Origin of the sequence: uncultured Aquimonas sp. (assembly GCF_937888285.1) — a bacterium.
Lineage (GTDB): Bacteria > Pseudomonadota > Gammaproteobacteria > Xanthomonadales > Xanthomonadaceae > Aquimonas.
On record NZ_CALART010000089.1, the window covers coordinates 19,269 to 39,399 of the forward strand.

Consider the following 20,131-nt stretch of genomic DNA (forward strand, 5'->3'; position numbering starts at 1 on the left):
TCGCCGATGCGCCCACCCCGCTCCTGCATTGCTGCCTTCGCCCTGCTGCTCGCCTGGGCCCTGCCCGCTCGCGCCGCGCAGGCCGTGGCCGCGGAGACGCTGGAGCGCGGCAATGGCCCCGAGCCTTCGACGCTGGACGCCCATCGCTGCCAGGAGATTGCCTGCGCCAACGTGCTGCGCGATCTGTACGAGGGCCTGGTCGCGGAAGACGCGCAGGGCGCCCTGATCCCCGGCCTCGCCGAGATCTGGCAGCGCAGCGAGGATGGGCTCGCGTGGACCTTCACCCTGCGCGAGCACGCGCGCTGGAGCGATGGCCAGGCCATTGATGCCGCGCAGGTGGCTTCCAGCTTCCGCCGCGCCTTCGATCCGGCCACCGCCGCGCCGCTGGCGCCGCTGCTGTACGCGATCGAGAACGCCGCCGAGGTGCAGTCAGGCCGGGCGCCGCCGGACGCGCTCGGCGTCGAGGCCCTCGACGCGCGGACCCTGCGCATCCGCCTGCAGGAACCCATCGACCTGCTGCCGCGCCTGACCCTGCCGATCGCGTTTCCGCTGCGCATCGACGCCGTCGAGGCCCACGGCAGCGGCCACACCCAGCCGGGCCGGCTGATCGGCAACGGCGCCTACGCTCTCGAAGCATGGCGGCCGCAGTCGATGATCACGCTCACGCGCAATCCGCACTTCCACACGCCCGCAGCCATCGAGCGCGTGCGCTTCCACGTCACCGAGGATGCTGCCAGCGAACTCAAGCGCTACGCCGCCGGTGATCTGCACATCACCGAGACGGTGCCGCCGGGCCGGCTGGACCGGCTGCGCGCGCGCTTCGGCGACGAGCTTCGCATCAGCCCCTACCTCGGCGTGTTCTTTCTGGGCCTGAACATCGAGCGCGCGCCTCTCGATTCCAAAGCTCTGCGCGAAGCGCTGAACCTCAGCCTCGACCGCGAGCTGCTGGTGCGCGCAGTGACGGGCATGGGCGAAGCGCCCGCCTACACCCTGGTGCCGCCGGGCGTGCGCGGGCACAGCCCCGTCGAGCCCGAGTGGACGCGGTGGACGCCCCAACAGCGGCTTGAGCGCGCCCGTGCGGCCTATGCAGAGGCCGGCTACTCGGCGGAGAACCCGGCGCGACTCACGCTGCGCTACAACACCTCGACCGTGCATCGCCGCGTCGCGCTGGCGGTGGCGGCGATGTGGCGCGAGCAGCTCGGGGTGATCACCGAATTGCGCAACGAGGAGTGGAAGGTGTTCGTGGCCAATCGCCGGCAGCGCCGCGTGACCGAGGTCTTCCGCGGCGGCTGGATCGCCGACTACGACGACGCCGGCAGCTTCCTCGACCTGTTCGCCCCCGGCAGCCCGCTGAACTGGAGCGGCTATGCCGACGCCGGGTACGAGCGCCTGCTCGGCGCGGCGCGCGCGGCCAGCGATCCGGATGCGCGCGCACGCCTGCGCGGCGAAGCCGAGGCGCGTCTGCTCGACGCCTATCCGATCGTGCCGCTGTACTTCTACACCTCGAAGCATCTGGTCAGCCCGCGCCTGCGCGGCTTCGAGCCGAACCCGCTGGACCGCCAACCCAGCCGCTTCCTGCGCTTCGCCGAATGAAGCTGCCGCGCCTCGCCTCACGCCTCCTGGAAGCCGCGCTGACCCTGTGGCTGCTGCTCAGTCTGTGCTTCGTGCTGCTGCGGCTGGCGCCGGGCGGGCCCTTCGACGGCGAGCGCGCGGCACCGCCCGAGATCGAAGCCGCACTGGCCCAGGCCTATCGGCTCGATGCGCCGCTGTGGCAACAGTACGTCGACTGGTTCGGCGGCCTGCTGCGCGGCGATCTGGGGCCGAGCTTCACCTATCCCGACCAGCAAGTCGGCGACCTGATCCTGCAGGCCCTGCCGGTGACACTGATCACCGGCGGCCTCGCCCTGCTGCTGGCGATCGCACTGGCCCTGCCGCTGGGCTGGCTGGCAGCGCGGGCGCACGGGCGCTGGCCGGATCGCCTGCTGATGGGCGTATCGGGTCTTGGCCTCGCGCTACCGAAGTACGTGGTCGCGCCGCTGCTGGTGCTGCTGTTCGCCGTGCTGCTGAAGTTGCTGCCGGCCGGTGGCTGGGGGCGAATCGATCAACTGGTGTTGCCGGTGCTGGCGCTCAGCCTGCCCAACCTCGCCTACGCGGCGCGGCTGGTGCGTGCGGGCCTGCTCGAAGCCTGGGAGTCCGACTGGTACCGCGCGGCGCGGGCACGCGGCCTGCCCTCGTCGAGCCTTCTGCTGCGGCACGCAGCGCCGGTGGCCCTGCTGCCGCTGCTGGCCTGGATCGCGCCGGCGGCGATCAACCTGCTGAGCGGCTCGGCGGTGGTCGAGCAGATCTTCGGCCTGCCGGGGCTGGGGCGCTATTTCGTGCAGGGCGCCCTCAATCGCGACTACACCCTGGTGCTGGGCGTGGTGGCGACGGTCGGCGTCGGTATCGTGCTGGTCAACGCAGCGGTCGACGGCCTGCGTGCGCGCATCGAACAGCGCGAGTCATAGGGTGCGCCCTGGCCCACCACAAGCTCGGCCGACACAAAACGCTTGCGCGCACGCACTTCGGTGCAACGGTGGGCCAGGGCTCGCGGTATGGCAGCCGCGATTCGGCTGCCCGCGCGGCTGAGCGCACGCTCATGTTCTTCGCTTCGAGCAACGCAGCGAATTGGCGAAACCGAGGCGAGGGTGGAGCCCATGGTGGCCCAGGGCCCACCCTATGAGAGGGCGTTGACTCAGGGCGACGTGGCGCCGAGCCGGTCCTAGCCCTGAGCGGGGGGTTCAAGCGGCCAGCGCAGCAGGTGCTCCTCCTGCGGTCGGGCGAACAGGTAGCCCTGGCCGGCGTCGCAGCCGAGCGCGCGCAGCACTGCGGCTTCCTCGTGGGTTTCGACGCCCTCGGCGACAGTGGCGAGGCCGAACTCCTCGGCCAGCGCGAGGATCGCCTTGACCACGCCCTGGCTGGTGACCGAGCGGCCCATGCCGCGCACGAAGCTCTGGTCGATCTTGAGGCGGTCCGGCCGCAGCCGACCCAGGTAGGCCAGCGATGAGAAGCCGGTGCCGAAGTCGTCGATGGCGAGCTTCAGGCCGCGTGCGCGCAGGCGATCGAGACGCCGCAGCACGGCCTCGGCATGGTCCATCAGCACCGACTCGGTGAGCTCCAGCTCCAGCGCTTCCGCCGCCAGGCCGCTGTCGCTGAGCACGGCCTCGACCGTCGCCTCGAAATCCTCGCGCTTGAACTGCAGGGTCGAGACATTGACCGACACCGGCACCGCCGGCAGGCCGCTCGCGCGCAGGCGCATCGCCGCGGCACAGGCCTCGCGCAGCACGAATTCCCCCAGCGGCACGATCAGGCCGGTGTCTTCCGCCAGCGGGATGAACTCGGCCGGCGAGATCAGGCCGCGCTGGGGATGCCGCCAGCGCACCAGCGCCTCATAGCCGGCCAGTGCATCCGTGCGCAGATCGATCTGCGCCTGGTAGACCACGAAGAACTCGCCGCGCTGCAGGCCGGCGCGCATCTCGGATTCGAGCGTCAGCGCCTGCAGGCTGCGCCCGGTGAACTCGCTGCGGAAGGCCTGCACCAGGTTGCGCCCGGCCATCTGTGCAGCGCCGAGCGCGAGCTCTGCGGCGCGGGCCAGGCCCTCGGCATCGGCGCTGTCCTGGGGACCGAGGGCGAAGCCGAGGCTGATGCCAAGCACCAGCTCACGGCCATCGACCTCGATCGGCTCGCACAGGGCGGCGTGGACCCGCATGGCCAGCGCCTGCGCATCCACGGATCCAGCGGCCGGCGCCAGCACCAGGAACTCGTCGGCGCTGATCCGCGACACCCAGGCTTCGGCGGGCAGCACGCGCGCCAGCCGGGTCGGCACCGCCCGCAGCAGCAGGTCGCCGGCGGCATAGCCCAGCGACTCGTTGATCTGGCGGAAGCGGTCGATGTCGACGTGCATCAGCACCACGCCCGAGCCACCGGACTGCAGCTCCGCCTGCAGCGCCTGCATCAGCCGCTCGCGGCGCGGCAGTCCGGTCAGCAGGTCGTGGGCGCCGAGATACTCGATCCGCGATTCGAAGGCCTTGCGGTCCGAGGTCTCGACGAACTGGCCGATGTAGTGCAGCGGCTGGCCTTCGGCGTCGTCGACGCGGGTGATGGTCAACCACTGCGGATACACGCTGCCGTCGGCGCGGCGGTTCCAGATCTCGCCGTCCCAGCGGCCGCGCACGCGCAGCTCGGTCCACATCGCACGGTAGAAGTCCGGCGGATGCTGGCCAGACGAGAGCAGCTTGGGCGAGCGCCCCAGCACCTGCTCACGCGGGTAGCCGGTGATGCTCTCGAAGGCGGCGTTGACATCGATGATCAGGCCGTCGGCGCTGCAGATCAGGATGCCGAGCTGGCTGCTTTCGAAGACCTCGCTGGCGAGCCGCAGCGCCGACTCCGCGCGCTTGCGCGCATCGATGTCGATCAGCACGCCGGCCAGCGCGCGGGGGTGGCCTGCGGCATCGCGTTCGACCACGGTGCCGCGACCGAGCAGCCAGCGGTAGCCGCCTTCGCTGCCGACGCGGAACTCCTCGTCGAGCAGGCTGGGACAGGGCTCGCCGGGGCGCAGGCGGCTGCGCAGTCGCTGCGCGTCATCGGGGTGCAGCAGGCGTTCCAGCAGGAACAGTGGGTCCGGACTGCCGTCGCGCGACTGCCCGAACTCGATGCTGGCGCTGGCGGCCGCGTGGCCGTCAATGAGGGCGGGCAGGTCCAGCTCGCTCGCACCCAGCATGCTCGCCGCCCGCGCCGACAGGCGAACCCGCGGCGGCGCCAGCTCCAGCTGCCAGGCCCCAAGTTCGGCTGCGTCCATCGCCAGCCGCTCGCGGCGCTCGGCGCCGCGCCGGGCGTGCTCGGCGCGCAGCCGCGCGATCTGCTGCTCCAGGTCGCGCGCCAGCACTTCGAGCGCCGGCTTCCAGTCGTGCTCGCCGTGTCCGGCCTCGCTGGGCCAGGCCTCAAGCGTGGCGGGCTCCAAGGAATCGCCGATGCTGAAGACCTGCATCGGGAAGCGCCAGACCTCGTTGCCCGGGCCCGGCAGCTGGCCGGCGCCGAACAGCGGCGTGGCTGCGGGATCCTCGGCAAGGATGCGCGCCGCATGGAAAGCCTTGCTTTGCACCAGCAGCTCGCAGACGGTCTGCAGGCGCTCGGGCAGCGGCCGCTCCTCGACCAGGCAACGACTGCTGGCCAGGGCGAGCTGCTGGATCGATTGATGACGGCGAAGGCGGGCGAAGCCGGCGTCCAAGGCACGGCCGATGGCGCCCAGCTCATCGCGACCACCGACCTCGGACGACAGGGGCACGTGGCCGCTGCGCAGGGCCTCGGCGGCGGACTGCAGGCGCGCGCTGCGGTCGAGCAGCTGCAGTCGCAGCCACCACCAGGCGAAGATCGCCGCGACGCCGAGGATCAGCGCCTCGGTGCGGAACACCCGGCGCAGGTTCCAGTGCGCTTCGGCCTCGGCCGCCGCGCTGTCGCCAATCAGCACGAGCAGACCGCGCTCGGGCGGATCGCTGCGCACCAGCACCGGCTCGACCTGCAGGCGCAGGGTGCCGTGCACCTGGCTGGCGCCCTGGTCCAGTCTCGCCGCATCCCATCCGGACAGCAGGGTGAGCAGCGGATCGGGCAGGCGCTGCCGCACCTCTTCGAAGGGTCGACCGGTATCGGAGCGACGCAGGCTGTGCACCACCCGGCCGGACGCATCCAGCTGCCAGGCTTCGACCACCAGCGCATACAGGCCGAGGCGGGTGACGATGCCGCGCGCGCCGCCGTTGTCGCCGAGCTCGGCGTAGCTGTCCAGGCGGCGTGCGGTGAGGTTGGCGAGCTCGCCGAGGTCCTGCCGCATCTCGGCGCGGGCGTGCTGCGTGGCCTGTCCGCTGCGCAGGTTGAACATCAGCAGCAGCGCGACCGCACACAGCGCGCTCAGCACCAGCGGCAGGCTGAAGCGTGCCGGCCAATGGCTCAGCAGGCGACGCAGTCCGCGCTCAGCGACCATCGCGCGAGGTCCCGGTCGACTGCGGCTGCACGCCTGGCATCAGCAGACCGCCCGCCTGCGGCGTCGACGGAGCCTGCGGCAGCTGCAGCAGCGTCGCGAACCGTGGCAGCAGTCGCTGCAGGGCGGTATCCGCGCCGGACAGCAGGGCCTGGCTGCGCGCTGCCGCAAGAAAGTCGATGCCATCCAGGGCCCGCCGGTACTCGTTCTCGCTCAAGCCCGTGCCGGGCACCAGCCGATCCAGCGGCAGCGCATCGCCTGCAGCAAACGGCGCCACCGCCTGATCCCAGGCCACCAGCAGCTGCCGCAGCTCGCGCTCACGTTCAAGCAGGACGGCTTCGCGCACGACCAGCACGTCGTAGACCAGGCCGGTGAGTTCGCGCGTGCTGTGCAGCAGGATGTGGCCCTCGCCAACCAGACGGCTGAGCAGGGGCTCATAGGCAACGATGGCATCGACATCGGCATCGGCCCAGCGCCGCGCCAGATGCTGTGCGCGCACCTCGACCGGCCGCACCTGCCTCGCGTCCAGACCCTCGGCCTTGAGGGCCGCCGCCAGCACCAGGCCTCCGACCGCACTGTCCTCCACCAGGATCCGCCGCCCCGCAAGGCCGACGGCAGGATCGAGACCCGCGCGCAGGACCACGCCATCGGCACCGCGCGATTCCGAGAGCACCGCGATCACCCGCAGGTCGTGCAGGCGCGCGCGCAGGCGCAGGGCTTCGTCGAGGGTGACGGCAGCGGCATCGACGCGGCCATCGCCGAGCGCGCCGAGGGTGTCGGTGGCCGAAGGCAGCTCGACCAGACGCATGCCAGGCGGCAGGCGCTCCTGTTCGCGCAACAGGACCAGCGGGTCGTAGCCCAGCCACGGCCCCACGGCCACCACCAGCGGCGGATGCGGGGGTGGTGCGCTGGCGACCACGGCCAGCAGCCCGACGATGCCGAGGACGGCCAGGGTCGCCAGCAGGCCGATCCGGCGCTCGCGCCGCTGCGGCGCGAGCGGCGGGTCGGGCTGGTGGTGGGAGCGGGACTCGCGCACGCCGCGGACTTCCGGGTTCGGGAAAGCCTGCCGAGGTGCAAGCCACATGCCGCAAATTTCCGCAGCGGCGTTGCATCCGTGCATGCCGGGCGCGCTGCTCCGCGGGCGTCGGCGCGCAGGCCGCACGACGGTACAGGACTTGCTTTCCGACCACACCGCCCCAGCGCGGCAAGGCCGAACGTCGGCCGCCCGTCCATCGATCCAGCCGTCCATCGATCCAGGAGTCGTGACATGAGTGCACCCGCCGAGCCCCGCGGCACCCGCGTGCGGATCCCCGACCCGAACTGGGACAAGATGCGCGAGACGGTGCTGATGATGGAGCTCGCGGTCGGCCAGATCGAAGGCGCGATGCGCGACAGCGACAGCTCGGTCGAGGTGCTCACCGACACCTTCACCATCATGGCCAAGCACATGGGCGTGATCGCGGAAGACGCGAGCCGGCTGCCGGAAGACGGCGAGCTCGGCGAGATCCGGCGTCGGATGTCCGGCGCCGCCTCGCAGGTGACCGGCATGGTCCACCAGTCGATCATCGCCTTCCAGTTCTACGACCGCCTGGTGCAGCGGCTCAGCCACGTCAGCCACAGCCTGGAGTGGCTGGCCGAGGTGGTCAGCGACGAGCAGCGCGCGACGACGCCCGACCAGTGGGTGGCGCTGCAGGAGAAGATCCGCGCCCGCTACTCGATGCCGGAAGAGGTCGAGATGTTCGAGGCGGTGCTGCTGCACGGCAAGAGCGTGCAGCAGGCGCTGGCGGACTTCATGGAGAAGATGAAGAACAAGGGCGACGACATCGAGCTGTTCTGAGGCGTGCTGGGGCAAGACTGATCAAGTCCCTCCTGGCCTTGACCAGGGGTCGCGTGTCCGGCACATGTCCGGACTCGCTTGCGCTGGATCAAGCGCATACGCGCTCGATCCGCGGGCGCGCCCTCCATGGCGCGCGGCAACGCTGAATTCTTCAGCGTTGCCCTAGCCCTTGAAGCGCAGGCGCATCACCCGTCCCGGCAGCATCTGCGCGCGCTCACGCCGCAGGTCGATGGGCGCATCCAGTTCGACGGTGAACCCGAGCGCCTCCGCCTGGCGGGCCAGTACGCGGGCGCTGTGGCCATAGCGGCCGGTCGACTGCAAGGCGAATCCGCCCGCCTCCGCGTCCGCCGCCACCTCGATCGAGAACAGCAGCCAGCCGCCGGGCCGCAGGGCGCGCGCGGCCGCCGCGAACACCGGCTCCAACGCGCCGACGTAGACGAACACGTCCGCTGCCAGCAGCAGGTCCCAGCACGCCGCCTCGCGCGCCAGCAGGTCCTGTAGCGAAGCCTGGTGCAGGGCATCGTAGAGGCCGCGCGCCGCCGCCTGCCGCAGCATGTTCGACGACAGGTCCGCACCCTCCAGACGACGCGCCAGCGGCCGCAGCGCAGGCGCCGCGAGCCCGGTGCCGCAGCCAAGGTCGAGCACGTCGAGGCCGGTCGCCTCGGGCAGATAGCGCGCCAGCTGCTCGGGCAAGCGGTAGCCGAGGGTGTCCACCAGCCAGTGGTCGAACGCCCCGGCCATGCCGTCGAACAGATCGCGGACGTAGGCATCCGGTGGACGCGCCGGCTGGGCGCCACGCAGGGTGTCGAGCTTGAAGGCCAGCGCGGCGGACTGCGGCTCAAGCTGCAACGCCCTTGCGTAGGCTTCGGCTGCAGCAGTGACGTCGCCCTGCAGCTGGTGGGCATCGCCAAGGTTCTGCCAGGCCGCGGCCTGGCTGGCATCAAGGTTCAGCGCCCGCCGCAGGGCCTCGATCGCCGGCCCGGGCTGGCGGACCCGCAGCAGGCTGCGGCCGAGCGTGGCCCAGCCGATCGCAAACCCAGGGGCCGCGGCAAGGACGCCCTGCATGAGCGCGATGGCTTCCTGTTCAGCGGAGCGCTCGCACAGCAGGTTGGCGAGATTGTTGGCGGCCGCCAGCAGGCGCGGCTGGGCCCGCAGCGCCGCCCGATAGCTGGCTTCGGCCGCGGCGAAGTCGCCCAGCCCGGCTTCGATCACGCCGAGGTTGTAGTGGGCCTCAGCCCAGGCGGGGGCAGCGCGCGCGGCGGCGGCGAAGTCCTCGCGTGCCGCGTGCAGCTTGCCGTCGGCCTGGGCGAACACGGCGCGCTGGAAGCGCCCGCCGGGATGGTCCGGCGCCAGCGCAAGGCAGTGCGCCAGCGCCGGCTCGGCACGATCGCGACGTCCGCACTTGGCAGCGGCCACCGCGTGGAAATAGGCGAGATCGGCGTCGAAGTCACCCAGCGGCAAGTCGCTGAGCTCCTCCAGCAGCCGCTGCGCTTGCCCGCTGGCGAGCAGTTGCTGCGCGCGCACCCGCCGCGCGGAAGCGTCCACGGATGCCACCTCAGCCGCCGAGCTGCAGCCAGCCGGCCAGACGCTCGCGCGCTTCCTCAACGCCGAGACCGCTGGAAGCGGAGAACAGCTGCACGCTCTGGCCCTCGGACAGCTCCGCCCGCACCTGCCGCAAGGTCTGCGCCTGGGCGCCGCGGCCCAGCTTGTCGGCCTTGGTCAGCAGCACGTGGCAGGGCAGGCCGCGTGCCTCGCCGAAGCCGAGCATCTGCTGGTCGAACTCGCGCAACGGATGGCGTATGTCCATCACCACCACCAGGCCGGCGAGCGCGCGCCGGCTCTGGAAGTAGCCTTCGATCAGGCCGCGCCAGTGATCGCGCAGCTCCGGCGGGACCTTGGCATAGCCATAGCCCGGCAGGTCGACCAGGAAGCGCTGCGGCGCCAGCTGGAAGTACACGAGCTGCTGCGTGCGGCCGGGCGTCTTGCTGGTGCGGGCGAGCCCGGTCTGGCTGCAGATCTTGTTGATCGCGCTGGACTTTCCGGCATTCGATCGGCCGGAGATCGCGACCTCGAGGCCATCATCCGCGGGCAGCTGTCGGGGGTTGTGCACGCTCAGCAGGTAGCTGGCGGCACGGAAGGGGTGGTGCTCGGACATCAGAGGATCCAGTGCGGACGGCGAAGCTGCGCGCTTCAGCTTCGTTGACCCGTCATGGGCGGGCTGGAATAATCCCGCGATTCCCGCGCCCTGCCGCTGCCTGCGGTGGTGCCAGCGGTCGAAACAGCATTCCAGTTCGGAGCAAGTGTATGAGTTTTCGCCGCTTCCTTGGGCTGGCGGGCCTGCTGGCCGCCTCTTCCGTTCTCGCGCAGAACGCCGCCGAAGTCACCGCCGCGCCCGAACAGGCGGCGGCCGAGGTCGCCAGCCTGGCCGATGACACGGCCGCCGTCGTCCCCGGCAATGCCGAGGCCGGCCAGGGCAAGGCTGCGGTCTGCGCCGCCTGCCACGGCATGGATGGCAACTCCGCCGATCCGCAGTACCCCAAGCTGGCCGGGCAGCACGAGCGCTACATCGCCCGCCACCTCGCCCTGTACAAGAGCGGTGAGCGCAACAACGCGATCATGCTCGGCTTCGCGGCGATGCTGTCGCCGCAGGACATGCGCGACATCGGCGCCTACTTCGCCGGCCAGACCGCCCGCGCCGGCCTCGCCGACGAGACCGTGATCAGCAGCGGCCCGAACGAGGGCCTCAAGTTCTACGAAGTCGGCGAGAAGCTCTACCGCGGTGGCGACCTGGAGCGCGGCATTCCCGCCTGCAGCGCCTGCCACGGCCCGGCCGGCGACGGCAACCCGGGCCCGGCCTATCCGCACCTCGCCGGCCAGCACGCCGGCTACACCGCAGCCCAGCTGAACCTGTTCCGCGACGGCACCGTGCACGGCCGCGGCGACAACGCCAATGCGGTGATGGCGGGCGTGGCCCGCTACCTGACCGACGAAGAGATCCAGGCGCTGGCGACCTACATCGAAGGTCTGCACGAAGCGCAGTAGTTGCGGGGAACCTGCGGCTCCGAACGGGGTCGCAGGGCGGCTGCGCAGGCTCCGCCCGCGCGCCGTGACCCGATGTTCAGACTGGCCCGCCTAAGCTCGGCGGGCCTTCACTTATCTGGAGACCCCACATGCTGATGCGCCTGTTCGCCGCTGCCGCCCTGCTGGCTTCCGCCGTCGCCTGTTCGGCGCAGGCGCCCGCCGCCGCCAACCTCACCGCCGGTACCGACTACCAGCTGATCAATCCGCCGGTGCCGACCAGCGCAGCGGCCGGCAAGGTCGAGGTCATCGAAGTGTTCGGCTACAGCTGCGTGCATTGCGCCACCCTGCAGCCGATCGTCAACGACTGGAAGAAGGGCCTGCCCGAGCACGTGCAGTTCAACTACATGCCGGCGGTGTTCGGTGGCGCCTGGGAGGTCTATGCGCGCGCCTACTACGCGGCCGAAACCATGGGCATCCTCGACAGGTCGCACGACGCGATCTTCAAGGCCCTGCACACCGACCGCAAGCCGATCCAGAGCATCGAGGACGTGGCCGACCTGTACACCGAGTACGGCGTGAGCCGCGAGGAGTTCATGGCCAGCATGCAGAGCTTCGCGGTCAACGCCAAGATCGCCCGCGCCCAGCAGACCGTGCAGCGCTACGGCGTCGACGGCACGCCCTCGATGATCGTCAACGGCAAGTACCGCGTGATGTCGCCGCGCGAAGGCGGCTTCCCGCGCATGCTGGAGATCGTCGACGCGCTGGTCGCGCAGGAGCACGCGGCCGCCGCTGGCCGCTGAAGCCGCCCGGCTTCACCCGTGCGCACGTCCCCTGCCCCGGCCCCGGTCGCGCCCGCGCCCGGGGCCGCTGCGTCTCAGGCGCCGGCCTCGACGCGACTGACCGTGCTGAGCGCCAACATCCAGGCCGGCGCGCGCACCGATCGCTACATGGACTACGTGTCGCGACCCTGGAACCACGTGCTGCCGCACCGCGACAAGCGTGGCAACCTCGATGCCCTGGCCGGCATGGCGCGCGGCTTCGACCTGGTGGGGCTGCAGGAGACCGACCCCGGCTCGCTGCGCTCGGGCTTCATCAACCAGACCCACTACCTCGCCGAACGCGGCCGCTTCCCGTTCTGGAGCCACCAGCCGAACCGACGCATGGGCGGCATCGCCACCAGCGCGAACGCGCTGCTGAGCCGACTGGAGCCGCAGGAAGTGATCGACCACCCGCTGCCCGGCCGCATTCCCGGCCGCGGCGCCCTGCTGGCGCGCTACGGCCAGGGCAGCGATGCGCTGGTGGTGGTGGTGGCGCACCTCTCGCTGGGCGTGAAGTCGCGGCTGGCCCAGCTCAGCTTCATCGCCGAGTTGGTCGAAGACGCCCCGCGCGCCCTGCTCATGGGCGACTTCAACTGCGAGCCGCTGTGCGCGGAAATGCAGTCGCTGTACCGCCGCACGCGCCTGCTGCCGCCCGAGCAGATGCTGCCCAGTTTCCCCAGCTGGCGACCGAAGCGTGCGATCGACCACATCCTCGTCAGCGAAGGCATCCGGGTGCAGCGCCGCTGGCTGCTGGAGGGCGCGCCGGCCGATCACCTGCCGGTGGCGGCCGAGATCGAGGTGCCTGGCGCGCTTTAGGCACGCTTCGGCGCTGGAGTCGGAACTCCGCCCCTGGCTCCGGGTCGCAGCCGGCCCTGTGGGGATGATCCCCGTCGCCGGAGCTGCACCATGTCGATGCGCCTTCCTGTCCTGCTGCTGGCGTTGTTCGCCGCCGCGCTCACGCTGCGTCCGGCCGCGGCTGCGGACGCGCTGCAGCCCGGGCGCGACTACACGCTGATCGAACCGGCCGTGGCCACGACGGCCCCGCCCGGCAGCATCGAGGTGGTGGAAGTGTTCGGCTACAGCTGCGGCGCCTGCGCGGCCCTGCAGCCGCACATCGACGCCTGGAAGCCGGGCCTGCCCGACGACGTGGTGTTCCGCTATCAGCCGGCGGCCTTCGGCGGCGCCTGGGACCTCTACGCCCGCGCCTACTTCGCGGCCGAGGCCCTGGGCGTGCTCGAAGCAGCGCATGCCCCCGTGTTCGTCGCCGTGCATAGCGAACGCCGGTCGATCGAGAGCGTCGAAGACATCGCCGCACTCTTCGCCGAGCACGGTGCGGACCCCCAGGAGTTCCTGGCGGCGATGAACGCGATGTCGACCCATGCCAGGCTGGCGCGCGCGAAGCAGACCGTGCAGGCCTACGGCAGCACCGGCACGCCGGAACTGGTCATCAACGGACGCTATCGGATCGGCGCACGCCAAGCCGGCGGTCACGCCCGGATGCTGGAGATCGCGAACCAGCTGATCCAGCGCGAGCGCGCAGCGGCTGCTGCGCGCTGAGCCCTCGCCCATGTCGCTTCAGCAAGGGCGCAGATCGACGTCACCCACTTGGAGCGGGCCAGCCTGTGCTGGCCCGCTCCAAGTGCACAGCGGCGCTCGCCGAAAAGCGCCTCCGGCGAGCGTCACACCCGCTTCGACTAGAACCGCAGTTCAGCGCGCCCGTAGAAGAAGCGGCTGCCCGGCAGGTCGTAGGTCGAGGCGTCATAGCCGTTCAGCGTGCACGACAGGCAGATCGGCGGCTCCTTCGAGAAGGCGTTGTTCACGCCCAGCACGAAGCGGGTCGACTCGCCCCAGGGGGCCTTCCAGCCCAGCTGGAGGTCATGATAGGTGGTCGAACCCAGACGGTTGGTGCTGGCGGTGGCCGGCGTGCGGCGATCGCTGCAGACTTCGAAGCTGGCGGCGTTGCCGCAGCGCTCGGTGAGGTCGCTGACGTAGCGCATCGTCCACGAGGCGTCGAAATCGCCGTAGCCCCAGCCCAGGGCGAGGTTCGAGCTCAGCTCGGGAATCGCGCTGTTCGACACCTCGATCCCGACGCCCTGCGGCTGGCGCACGCCGTTGGCACCGACCGCCTCGTAGTCGTCGACAAAGGTGTTGCGCCAATCGACGCTGAAGCGACCGAGGTCGCCGCCGTCGACAACCCAGGACAGGTCGAGATCGTAGCCGCGGGTATCCACTTCTCCGATATTCGTCAGGAAGTTGCTGAAGCCGCTGATCGCACCGAGCGCATTGCGGGTGATGCCGCTGCACAGCGTCGGGCTCAGCGTGTTCACGCAGGCGTTGAGCTGGGTCTGGGCGTCGATCGCCTGGATGCCGCCCTCCACGCGATGGCGGTACCAGGACAGACCGATGTCCAGACGTTCGGAGAACCCGCCGGTGGCGAACGCCGGGCTCCAGACGAAACCGGCCGTGCTGCTGCGCGCGGTCTCAGGCTGCAGCTCGCGGTTGCCACCGGTCTGCACCGAGATCTGCGGGTTGGGCTGGACATAGCCGGCCGGCACGCCGAGCGCGTTGCAGTTGGCGTTGCGGCCGCCGGGCGCATTCGCCGAGCACGGATCGGTCAGCACGGCATCGAAGCCGCTGACCGAACCGAACAGCTCACCGATGTTGGGCGCACGGAAACCTTCCGCGAAGGTGCCGCGCAGCAGCAGCTGCTCGTTGACCTGGAAGCGCAGGCCGGCCTTGCCGGTGGTCTCACCGCCGAAGGTCGAGTAGTCCGAGTAGCGCCCGGCCAGCGACAGGTCGAGGCGACGCACGCCATCGGCCGAAGCCAGCAGCGGCACGTTGAACTCGGTGTAGAACTCGTCGACTTCGTAGCTGCCGGTGGTCGGCCTCGACACCACGCCGTTGTACTCGCCGGCCACGGTCAGGCCATCGGGACGGTAGGAGCCCTTGAGCTTGCGCTGCTCGAAGCCTGCGGCATAGCTCAGGCTGCCCGCGGGCAGGTCGAACAGATCGCCGGTGAGGTTGCTGGACCACAGGCTGAGGGTGTTGCGGCTGGTGTCGCGAAGCACCGGCTGGATGAAGGCCAGCATCTGCGGGGTCAGGCTGCCGGGGCCGAACACGTCGATCGGCACGCAGCCCGGCGTCGCCGCGCAGGCCGCAGCGGGGCCGAGGCCCAGGGCGAGCCGGCGGGCGTTGTAGCTGCCGAAGTTGGTCTGCTGGGCCTTGTTGACGCCGCGCGCGAAGTTGAAGTCCCACAGGTGGGTGCGGCCACCCAGGTCGAAACTGCCCTCGAGCCCGGTGCCGAAGTGGAAGGTGTCCACGTCCTGCAGGAAGCGGCGCGGGCCGCCTTCCAGCGGCCGGTAGCCGCCCAGCGAGAAGTTCTGCCCCGACACCAGGTCGAAGCCGAAGGGGTTGAAGGGGTTGCTGGCCGAGATGACGGCGGTGTCCGCCCAGAAGTTCGAGGGCGAGGCCGGGCCGAGGAAGAAGGGCTCGGCGGCGGCCTGGTTGGTCGACTTGCGGTTGTTGTAGAGCGCGCGCACGTACCAGGTGGTCGCCTCGCCCAGCTGGATCCGTGCCTGGCTGTACACGCCGGCGCGCTTGCTCGGTGTCTGCAGCAGGTTGAACTGGGCGAAGTTGAAGCGATCCGCGTTGGTGAAGCAGCGGAAGTCGTCGGTGCGGGTGCAGCCGGTCTCGGCCGGGTTGTAGCGCGGCACGCCGCTGACCGCGTTCGGCACCAGGTCAAGGTTGGCGCCGGTGTTGGGGTCACGGAAGATGAAGCGACCGGCGGGGATCGCCGAGCTGCCCAGGGCGACACCGGTGCCGGGCACCGGAAAGCTCGACTGCGCGCGATCCTTCGAGAACACCGTGTCCTGCTCGTTGAAGCTGGCGCCGAGGAAGTAGCTGACGCGCTCGCTCTCGCCGCCGAAGGCGAGGTCCGCCGTGGTGGTGCCGCCGTCGCCTTCGCTGAACTCGCCGTAGCTCGCGCTCAGCGACACGCCCTCGAAGCTGCGGCGGGTGATGATGTTGACCACGCCGGCGATGGCGTCGGAGCCGTAGATCGACGAAGCGCCGTCTTCCAGCACCTCGATGCGCTCGACGATGGCCAGGGGAATGGTGTTCAGGTCGACCACACCACCCACGCCCGAGGCCGAGCTCTCGTTGACCCAGCGGATGCCGTCGACCAGCACCAGCACGCGCTTGGAACCCAGGTGCCGCAGATCCACGGTGGCCGCGCCCGCGCCCACGCCGCCGCCGTCCGGCGGAAAGCCGAAATTGCCGCTGGAGTTAAACTTCGTGTTCAGCGCCGAGCCCGAGCCGGTGGTCTGCTGCAGCAGATCGCCGATCGAGGTCAGGCCGCTGCGCTCGATCTGCTCGCGGCTGATGACCTGCACGGGCGTCTGCCCTTCGATCTCGGCCTTCTTGATGCGCGAGCCGGTGACTTCGATGCGGTCGAGTTCGCGGGCATCGTCCTGGGCCACCGCGAGCGCGGGCAGCAGCAGAACGGGCAGGGCACAGCGGATCGCCGCCGCCAGGCGGTGACGGATGGTGTTCATGATTCCCCTCATGAATGAAGCGCCCGTGGGCGCGGAATGGCGCCGGTCGGCTCCCCCGAGTCCGCCGGCGCGCGGAGTGTGAACGCGGCGCCCGGGGCGTGACAAGAGCGCACGCAGCACAGCTGATCCGTCGGCGCACAGTTCAAGACGCCGGGTATTCCGCCTATCGGAACAGCAGGCTCAGACCCACGAGGTAGAGGAATCCGGCGAACACCCGCTTCAGTGAGGGCCCGCTCAGGCGATGCGCCAGTCGGGTGCCGAGCGGGGCCATCAGCACCGAGGCCAGCGCGATGCCCAGCGCTGCCGGAACGTAGACATAGCCCAGCGAACCGGGCAGGTTCGGCGCTGGCGGCGACAGCCAGGCGTAGCTGCTGGCGCTGGCGACGGCGATCGCCACGCCGCAGGCGCTGGAGGTGCCGACCGCGCGCACCGGCGGCACGCCGAGCCAGACCAGCAGGGGCACGGTCAGACTGCCGCCGCCGATGCCAACCACCGCGGACAGGCCACCGATGCCGAGTCCAGCCGCAGCCAAGGCCGGCGAACGCGGCGCATCGCTGCGTTCGCGCTCGGCGCGCGGCGTGCCGAAGGCGAGCTGGCTGCCTGCCAGCAGGCAGAACCCGGCCACGCACCAGCGCAGGGTGTCGCTCTCCAGGCCGGTGGCGAACAGGGCGCCGCCCACGCCGCCCAGCATCAGGCCGGGCACGAGCGTCCACACGCTGGGCCAGAGCACGCTGCCGCGGCGCGCATGCGAACGGGCCGAGGAGAGACCGGTCAGGATGATGCTCGCCAGCGACGTCGCCAGCGCCACCTGCATCACCTGCGTGGCCGGCACGCCCTGCAGTGGCAGCAGCCAGGCCAGGGCGGCCACGATGACCAGACCGCCGCCAACGCCGAGCAGGCCGGCAAGCAGGCCGGCACACGCGCCCAGCGCCAGATAGATCAGCAGAAGACTCATGGGTGGCTGCCACCTGTGGGTTCAAGGCGCGCGGGCCTGTGGAAGAATGGTCATGCGCGGTGCGACGCGCCGCCACCGCCGGCCCGCGTGTCCCGGGCACCTTCGGGCCGTGCGATTGTCCCACAGAGCCCCGCGTCGGCCCGACGCGACAGACGCCCCCGACGACACGGAATGTTGAAGCCCCTGCTCACCACCCTGCCCTTGCTGCTTGCGCTGGCTCTGTTGCCCGCCGTGCACGCCGAGGATCTGCTGCCAGCCGACCGCGATCGGCTCGCGCGCCTGCGCACTGCCATGGCCGAGGCACCGCGAGCCAACGCGACTGTGTTTCGCGAACTTGGCCGTGCGCTCGACGGGGATCCGCTGTGGCCCTGGATCGAGCAGCAGCACCTGCGCGGTCGCGGCGGACGCATCGACGTCGACGCGGTGATCGACTTCCTCGATCGCCACGGCGACACCCCGCCCGCCCGCCTGCTGCGACGGGCGACGCTGCGCCAGCTGGGCGAGCGCGGCGAGTGGATGGCCTTCCGGCGGATCGGCCTGCAAGAGGGCGACGACGCCGACCCGGACCTGCGCTGCCATGCGCTGAGCGCGCGCTTTGCCCAAGGCGACGATCCCGGCGTGATCGATGCCGCGCTCGCCGAATGGGACCGCGGCGACAGCCTGCCCAAGGCCTGCGACCCGGTGATCGCGACCCTGCGCCGCATCGGCCGCCTGGACGCCGCGCGCATTCTGCAGCGCATCGAAGCGGCCGCGGAGCGCGGCAATGGCGGCCTGATGCGCCATCTCGCGCGCGATCTGGACGCCTCCCTGCGCGCGCGCGTCGAAGCCGAGGCGAGTTTCATCGACACGCCTACGGCGGCCGCCACGGGCTGGCCATCGACCCCTCGCACACGTGCCGCGGTCGAGGCGGGGCTGGTCGCGCTGGCGCGGCGCGACCCCGGCGCGGCCGAAGCCCTGCTCGATACGTTGGCCTCAGCGCTGGGCCTGGAAGGTGAGCGCATCGGCCGCCTGCGCCACGCGATCGCCCTGTGGAGCGCCGCCAGCTATCTGCCGGAGGCCGCCGCCCGCTTCGCCCGCGTACCGGCCGATGCCTTCGACGCGCGTCTGCACGAATGGCGGGTACGCGAGGCGATCGCGCGTCGGCAGCCCCGCGAAGCCCTCGACGCACTGTCGGCGATGCCTGCCGAGCTGCGCGAGCGCGCGCGCTGGCAGCTGATCGAAGCGCGTCTGCGCGCCGCGGTCGGCGACACTGACGCTGCCGCCGAGCTGCTCGCGAAGGCAGCACGCGAGCCCAACTTCCACGGCTTCCTCGCGGCCGATCTCGGCGGCCGCGACTACGCCCTGTGCCCGCTGCCGGCCGCCAGCGGGCGCGCCGACCGCCGCGTGCTGGTGCGTAGTGGGGTAGCGCGCGCGCTCGACCTGTACACGCTCGATCGTCCCGGCTGGGCCCACCAGGAGTGGATGTCCGCGATCGACGGGCTGCCCCTGCCGCAACAGGCGCTGGCGGTGGAGGCGGCGCTTCAGCGCGGCTGGTACGACCGCGCCTCGCAGACCCTCGGCAGCGGCGAAGGCATGCGCTACTACGCCCAGCGTTTCCCGCTGCCGCACGAGCGCGCGCTGCGGCGCGAGGCGCGAAAGCAGGGTCTGCCGCCGGCCTGGGTCGCCGGCCTGATCCGCGCAGAAAGCAGCTGGATGCCGTCGGCCCGCTCGCCGGCCGACGCGCGCGGCCTGATGCAGCTGCTGCCGGGCACCGGACGCGACACCGCGCGCCGCCTGGGGCTGAGCTTCAGCGGCCCGCAGGCGCTGTACCAGCCCGAGTTCAACATCGAGCTCGGCAGCGCCTATCTGCGGCAGATGCTCGATGCCCATGGCGGCCGTCCAGACTTGGCGACCGCGGCCTACAACGCCGGCCCGGCCGCTGTCGGTCGCTGGCTGGCGGCGCGGCCACCGACCGCACCGCTGCTCGACGACCGCCTGCTGTGGCTGGAGACCATTCCCTTCCACGAGACCCGCGAATACGTCGCGCGGGTGATGGCCTTCAGCCTGATCTACGACTGGCGGCTGCAGGGGCGCGCCGGCTCGCTGCAGGCGCGGCTGGCAGGGCGCCCGGAAGGCGCGCTGCGCGGCTTCACCTGCCCGCAGGCGGCGGACGGCTGAGCGCGCCCGCCTCGATCAGGGCGCGGCAGCGTCCTCGATCACCCGCAGGCTGGGCGCACGCATGTGCAGCTCGCCATCGCGGGTCAGCTGCAGGGCCAGCTTGAGCTCGAGCTCGCGCCCCTCAGGCACCACGAAGCGGACCGCATAGCGCTGGCGCGCCACCGGACCGGTGGACAGCGATGGCTCGCTGGACTGGGTCAGCAGATGCCGCGCGCCCATCATCGGCAGGTCGTGCGGGCCGAAGCCCATCACCGTGACCGCGAGTCCGGTGGCGTCGAAGGCCTCGCCGCGGGCTTCACCCAGCTCACCCCACAGCTCGGCCGACCACTCGAGGGTCTTGCCGACCAGGGCATCCGCCGGCATCGCCTGCTCGATCGTGCCCCAGGGTTCGACGCCGATCCGCCGCAGGCTGACCTCGTTGCCTTCCACGCGCATCTCGAACGAGGCCTCGCCCGCGTGCTGGTAGAGCTTCCAGTGCTGCAGCGGGACATTGACGCCGGCGATCTCGAAGCGCGGATCGGCGATCAGGCCCGGATCGACCTGCTCCGCTGCGGGACCAGCGGCTGCAGCGGGCGCGCTCGACTCGGCGGTGACCGCAGGGGCTTCGGAATCGGACGCGGTGGAGCAGGCCGCCAGCGCCAGTGAAGCCAGCAGCAGGCCGGACAGACAGGGGATGCGCGCGTTCAAGAACGTCTCCATGCACTGCGGCAAACGGCCGCGCGGTCGTGGAGTGTACGCAATCACGGCCAGCGGACAGCAGCCTGCGCGCACCGCGCCGGCCTG

General features: G+C 71.2%; 15 protein-coding genes. 8 read left to right on the forward strand and 7 right to left on the reverse strand.

What is annotated here, in order from left to right:
* Positions 1-6 precede the first annotated feature (6 nt).
* Positions 7-1,593 (forward strand): peptide ABC transporter substrate-binding protein, encoded by a 1,587-nt coding sequence (locus Q0654_RS16115; protein ID WP_298855772.1) that lies wholly within the window; start codon positions 7-9, stop codon positions 1,591-1,593.
* Positions 1,590-2,504, forward strand: coding sequence for an ABC transporter permease subunit (locus Q0654_RS16120; RefSeq protein WP_298855774.1), 915 nt, complete (start codon positions 1,590-1,592; stop codon positions 2,502-2,504). The genes Q0654_RS16115 and Q0654_RS16120 overlap by 4 nt, the downstream gene beginning before the upstream one ends.
* Before the next feature lie 254 nt (positions 2,505-2,758).
* Here the strand turns inward: Q0654_RS16120 and Q0654_RS16125 are convergent, their stop codons facing one another.
* The gene (locus Q0654_RS16125) at positions 2,759-6,010 is read right to left on the reverse strand and encodes a GGDEF domain-containing phosphodiesterase (protein ID WP_298855777.1); all 3,252 of its coding nucleotides are present in this window, start codon (positions 6,008-6,010) and stop codon (positions 2,759-2,761) included.
* Positions 6,000-7,091 (reverse strand): ABC transporter substrate-binding protein, encoded by a 1,092-nt coding sequence (locus Q0654_RS16130; RefSeq protein WP_298855779.1) that lies wholly within the window; start codon positions 7,089-7,091, stop codon positions 6,000-6,002. The genes Q0654_RS16125 and Q0654_RS16130 overlap by 11 nt, the downstream gene beginning before the upstream one ends.
* Positions 7,092-7,274: 183 nt before the next feature.
* On the opposite strand from Q0654_RS16130, the gene Q0654_RS16135 reads away from it, so the two are divergent.
* Positions 7,275-7,844 carry a hypothetical protein gene (locus Q0654_RS16135; RefSeq protein ID WP_298855781.1) on the forward strand — a complete coding sequence of 190 codons (570 nt, stop codon included), beginning with the start codon at positions 7,275-7,277 and terminating at the stop codon, positions 7,842-7,844.
* Between the two features lie 162 nt (positions 7,845-8,006).
* On the opposite strand, the gene Q0654_RS16140 is transcribed toward Q0654_RS16135, so the two are convergent.
* Both Q0654_RS16140 and yihA read right to left on the reverse strand, forming a co-directional pair.
* A complete protein-coding gene (locus Q0654_RS16140) occupies positions 8,007-9,389 on the reverse strand; it encodes a tetratricopeptide repeat protein (RefSeq protein WP_298855784.1) in 1,383 nt (460 codons plus the stop codon).
* Between the two features lie 10 nt (positions 9,390-9,399).
* The gene (yihA, locus tag Q0654_RS16145) at positions 9,400-9,999 is read right to left on the reverse strand and encodes a ribosome biogenesis GTP-binding protein YihA/YsxC (RefSeq protein WP_298855787.1); all 600 of its coding nucleotides are present in this window, start codon (positions 9,997-9,999) and stop codon (positions 9,400-9,402) included.
* A gap of 149 nt (positions 10,000-10,148) precedes the next feature.
* On the opposite strand from yihA, the gene Q0654_RS16150 reads away from it, so the two are divergent.
* From Q0654_RS16150 to Q0654_RS16165, 4 genes are all read left to right on the forward strand, one after another.
* Positions 10,149-10,886, forward strand: coding sequence for a c-type cytochrome (locus tag Q0654_RS16150; protein WP_298855789.1), 738 nt, complete (start codon positions 10,149-10,151; stop codon positions 10,884-10,886).
* A gap of 128 nt (positions 10,887-11,014) precedes the next feature.
* Positions 11,015-11,665: a thiol:disulfide interchange protein DsbA/DsbL gene (locus tag Q0654_RS16155; RefSeq protein WP_298855791.1), complete on the forward strand. Its 651-nt coding sequence runs from the start codon at positions 11,015-11,017 to the stop codon at positions 11,663-11,665.
* Between the two features lie 102 nt (positions 11,666-11,767).
* On the forward strand, positions 11,768-12,499 hold the full coding sequence (locus Q0654_RS16160) for an endonuclease/exonuclease/phosphatase family protein (protein ID WP_298855898.1): 732 nt from the start codon (positions 11,768-11,770) through the stop codon (positions 12,497-12,499).
* A 90-nt stretch (positions 12,500-12,589) separates the two neighbouring features.
* A complete protein-coding gene (locus tag Q0654_RS16165; RefSeq protein WP_298855793.1) occupies positions 12,590-13,240 on the forward strand; it encodes a thiol:disulfide interchange protein DsbA/DsbL in 651 nt (216 codons plus the stop codon).
* Between the two features lie 137 nt (positions 13,241-13,377).
* On the opposite strand, the gene Q0654_RS16170 is transcribed toward Q0654_RS16165, so the two are convergent.
* Both Q0654_RS16170 and Q0654_RS16175 read right to left on the reverse strand, forming a co-directional pair.
* Positions 13,378-16,236 carry a TonB-dependent receptor gene (locus tag Q0654_RS16170; protein WP_298855795.1) on the reverse strand — a complete coding sequence of 953 codons (2,859 nt, stop codon included), beginning with the start codon at positions 16,234-16,236 and terminating at the stop codon, positions 13,378-13,380.
* A gap of 163 nt (positions 16,237-16,399) precedes the next feature.
* The gene (locus Q0654_RS16175; RefSeq protein ID WP_298855798.1) at positions 16,400-17,191 is read right to left on the reverse strand and encodes a sulfite exporter TauE/SafE family protein; all 792 of its coding nucleotides are present in this window, start codon (positions 17,189-17,191) and stop codon (positions 16,400-16,402) included.
* 171 nt (positions 17,192-17,362) lie between these two features.
* Here Q0654_RS16175 and Q0654_RS16180 point away from each other — a divergent pair, with 171 nt between their 5' ends.
* Positions 17,363-19,348, forward strand: coding sequence for a lytic transglycosylase domain-containing protein (locus Q0654_RS16180; RefSeq protein ID WP_298855800.1), 1,986 nt, complete (start codon positions 17,363-17,365; stop codon positions 19,346-19,348).
* Positions 19,349-19,363: 15 nt separating this feature from the next.
* On the opposite strand, the gene Q0654_RS16185 is transcribed toward Q0654_RS16180, so the two are convergent.
* The gene (locus tag Q0654_RS16185) at positions 19,364-20,035 is read right to left on the reverse strand and encodes a hypothetical protein (protein WP_298855802.1); all 672 of its coding nucleotides are present in this window, start codon (positions 20,033-20,035) and stop codon (positions 19,364-19,366) included.
* Positions 20,036-20,131 lie beyond the last annotated feature (96 nt).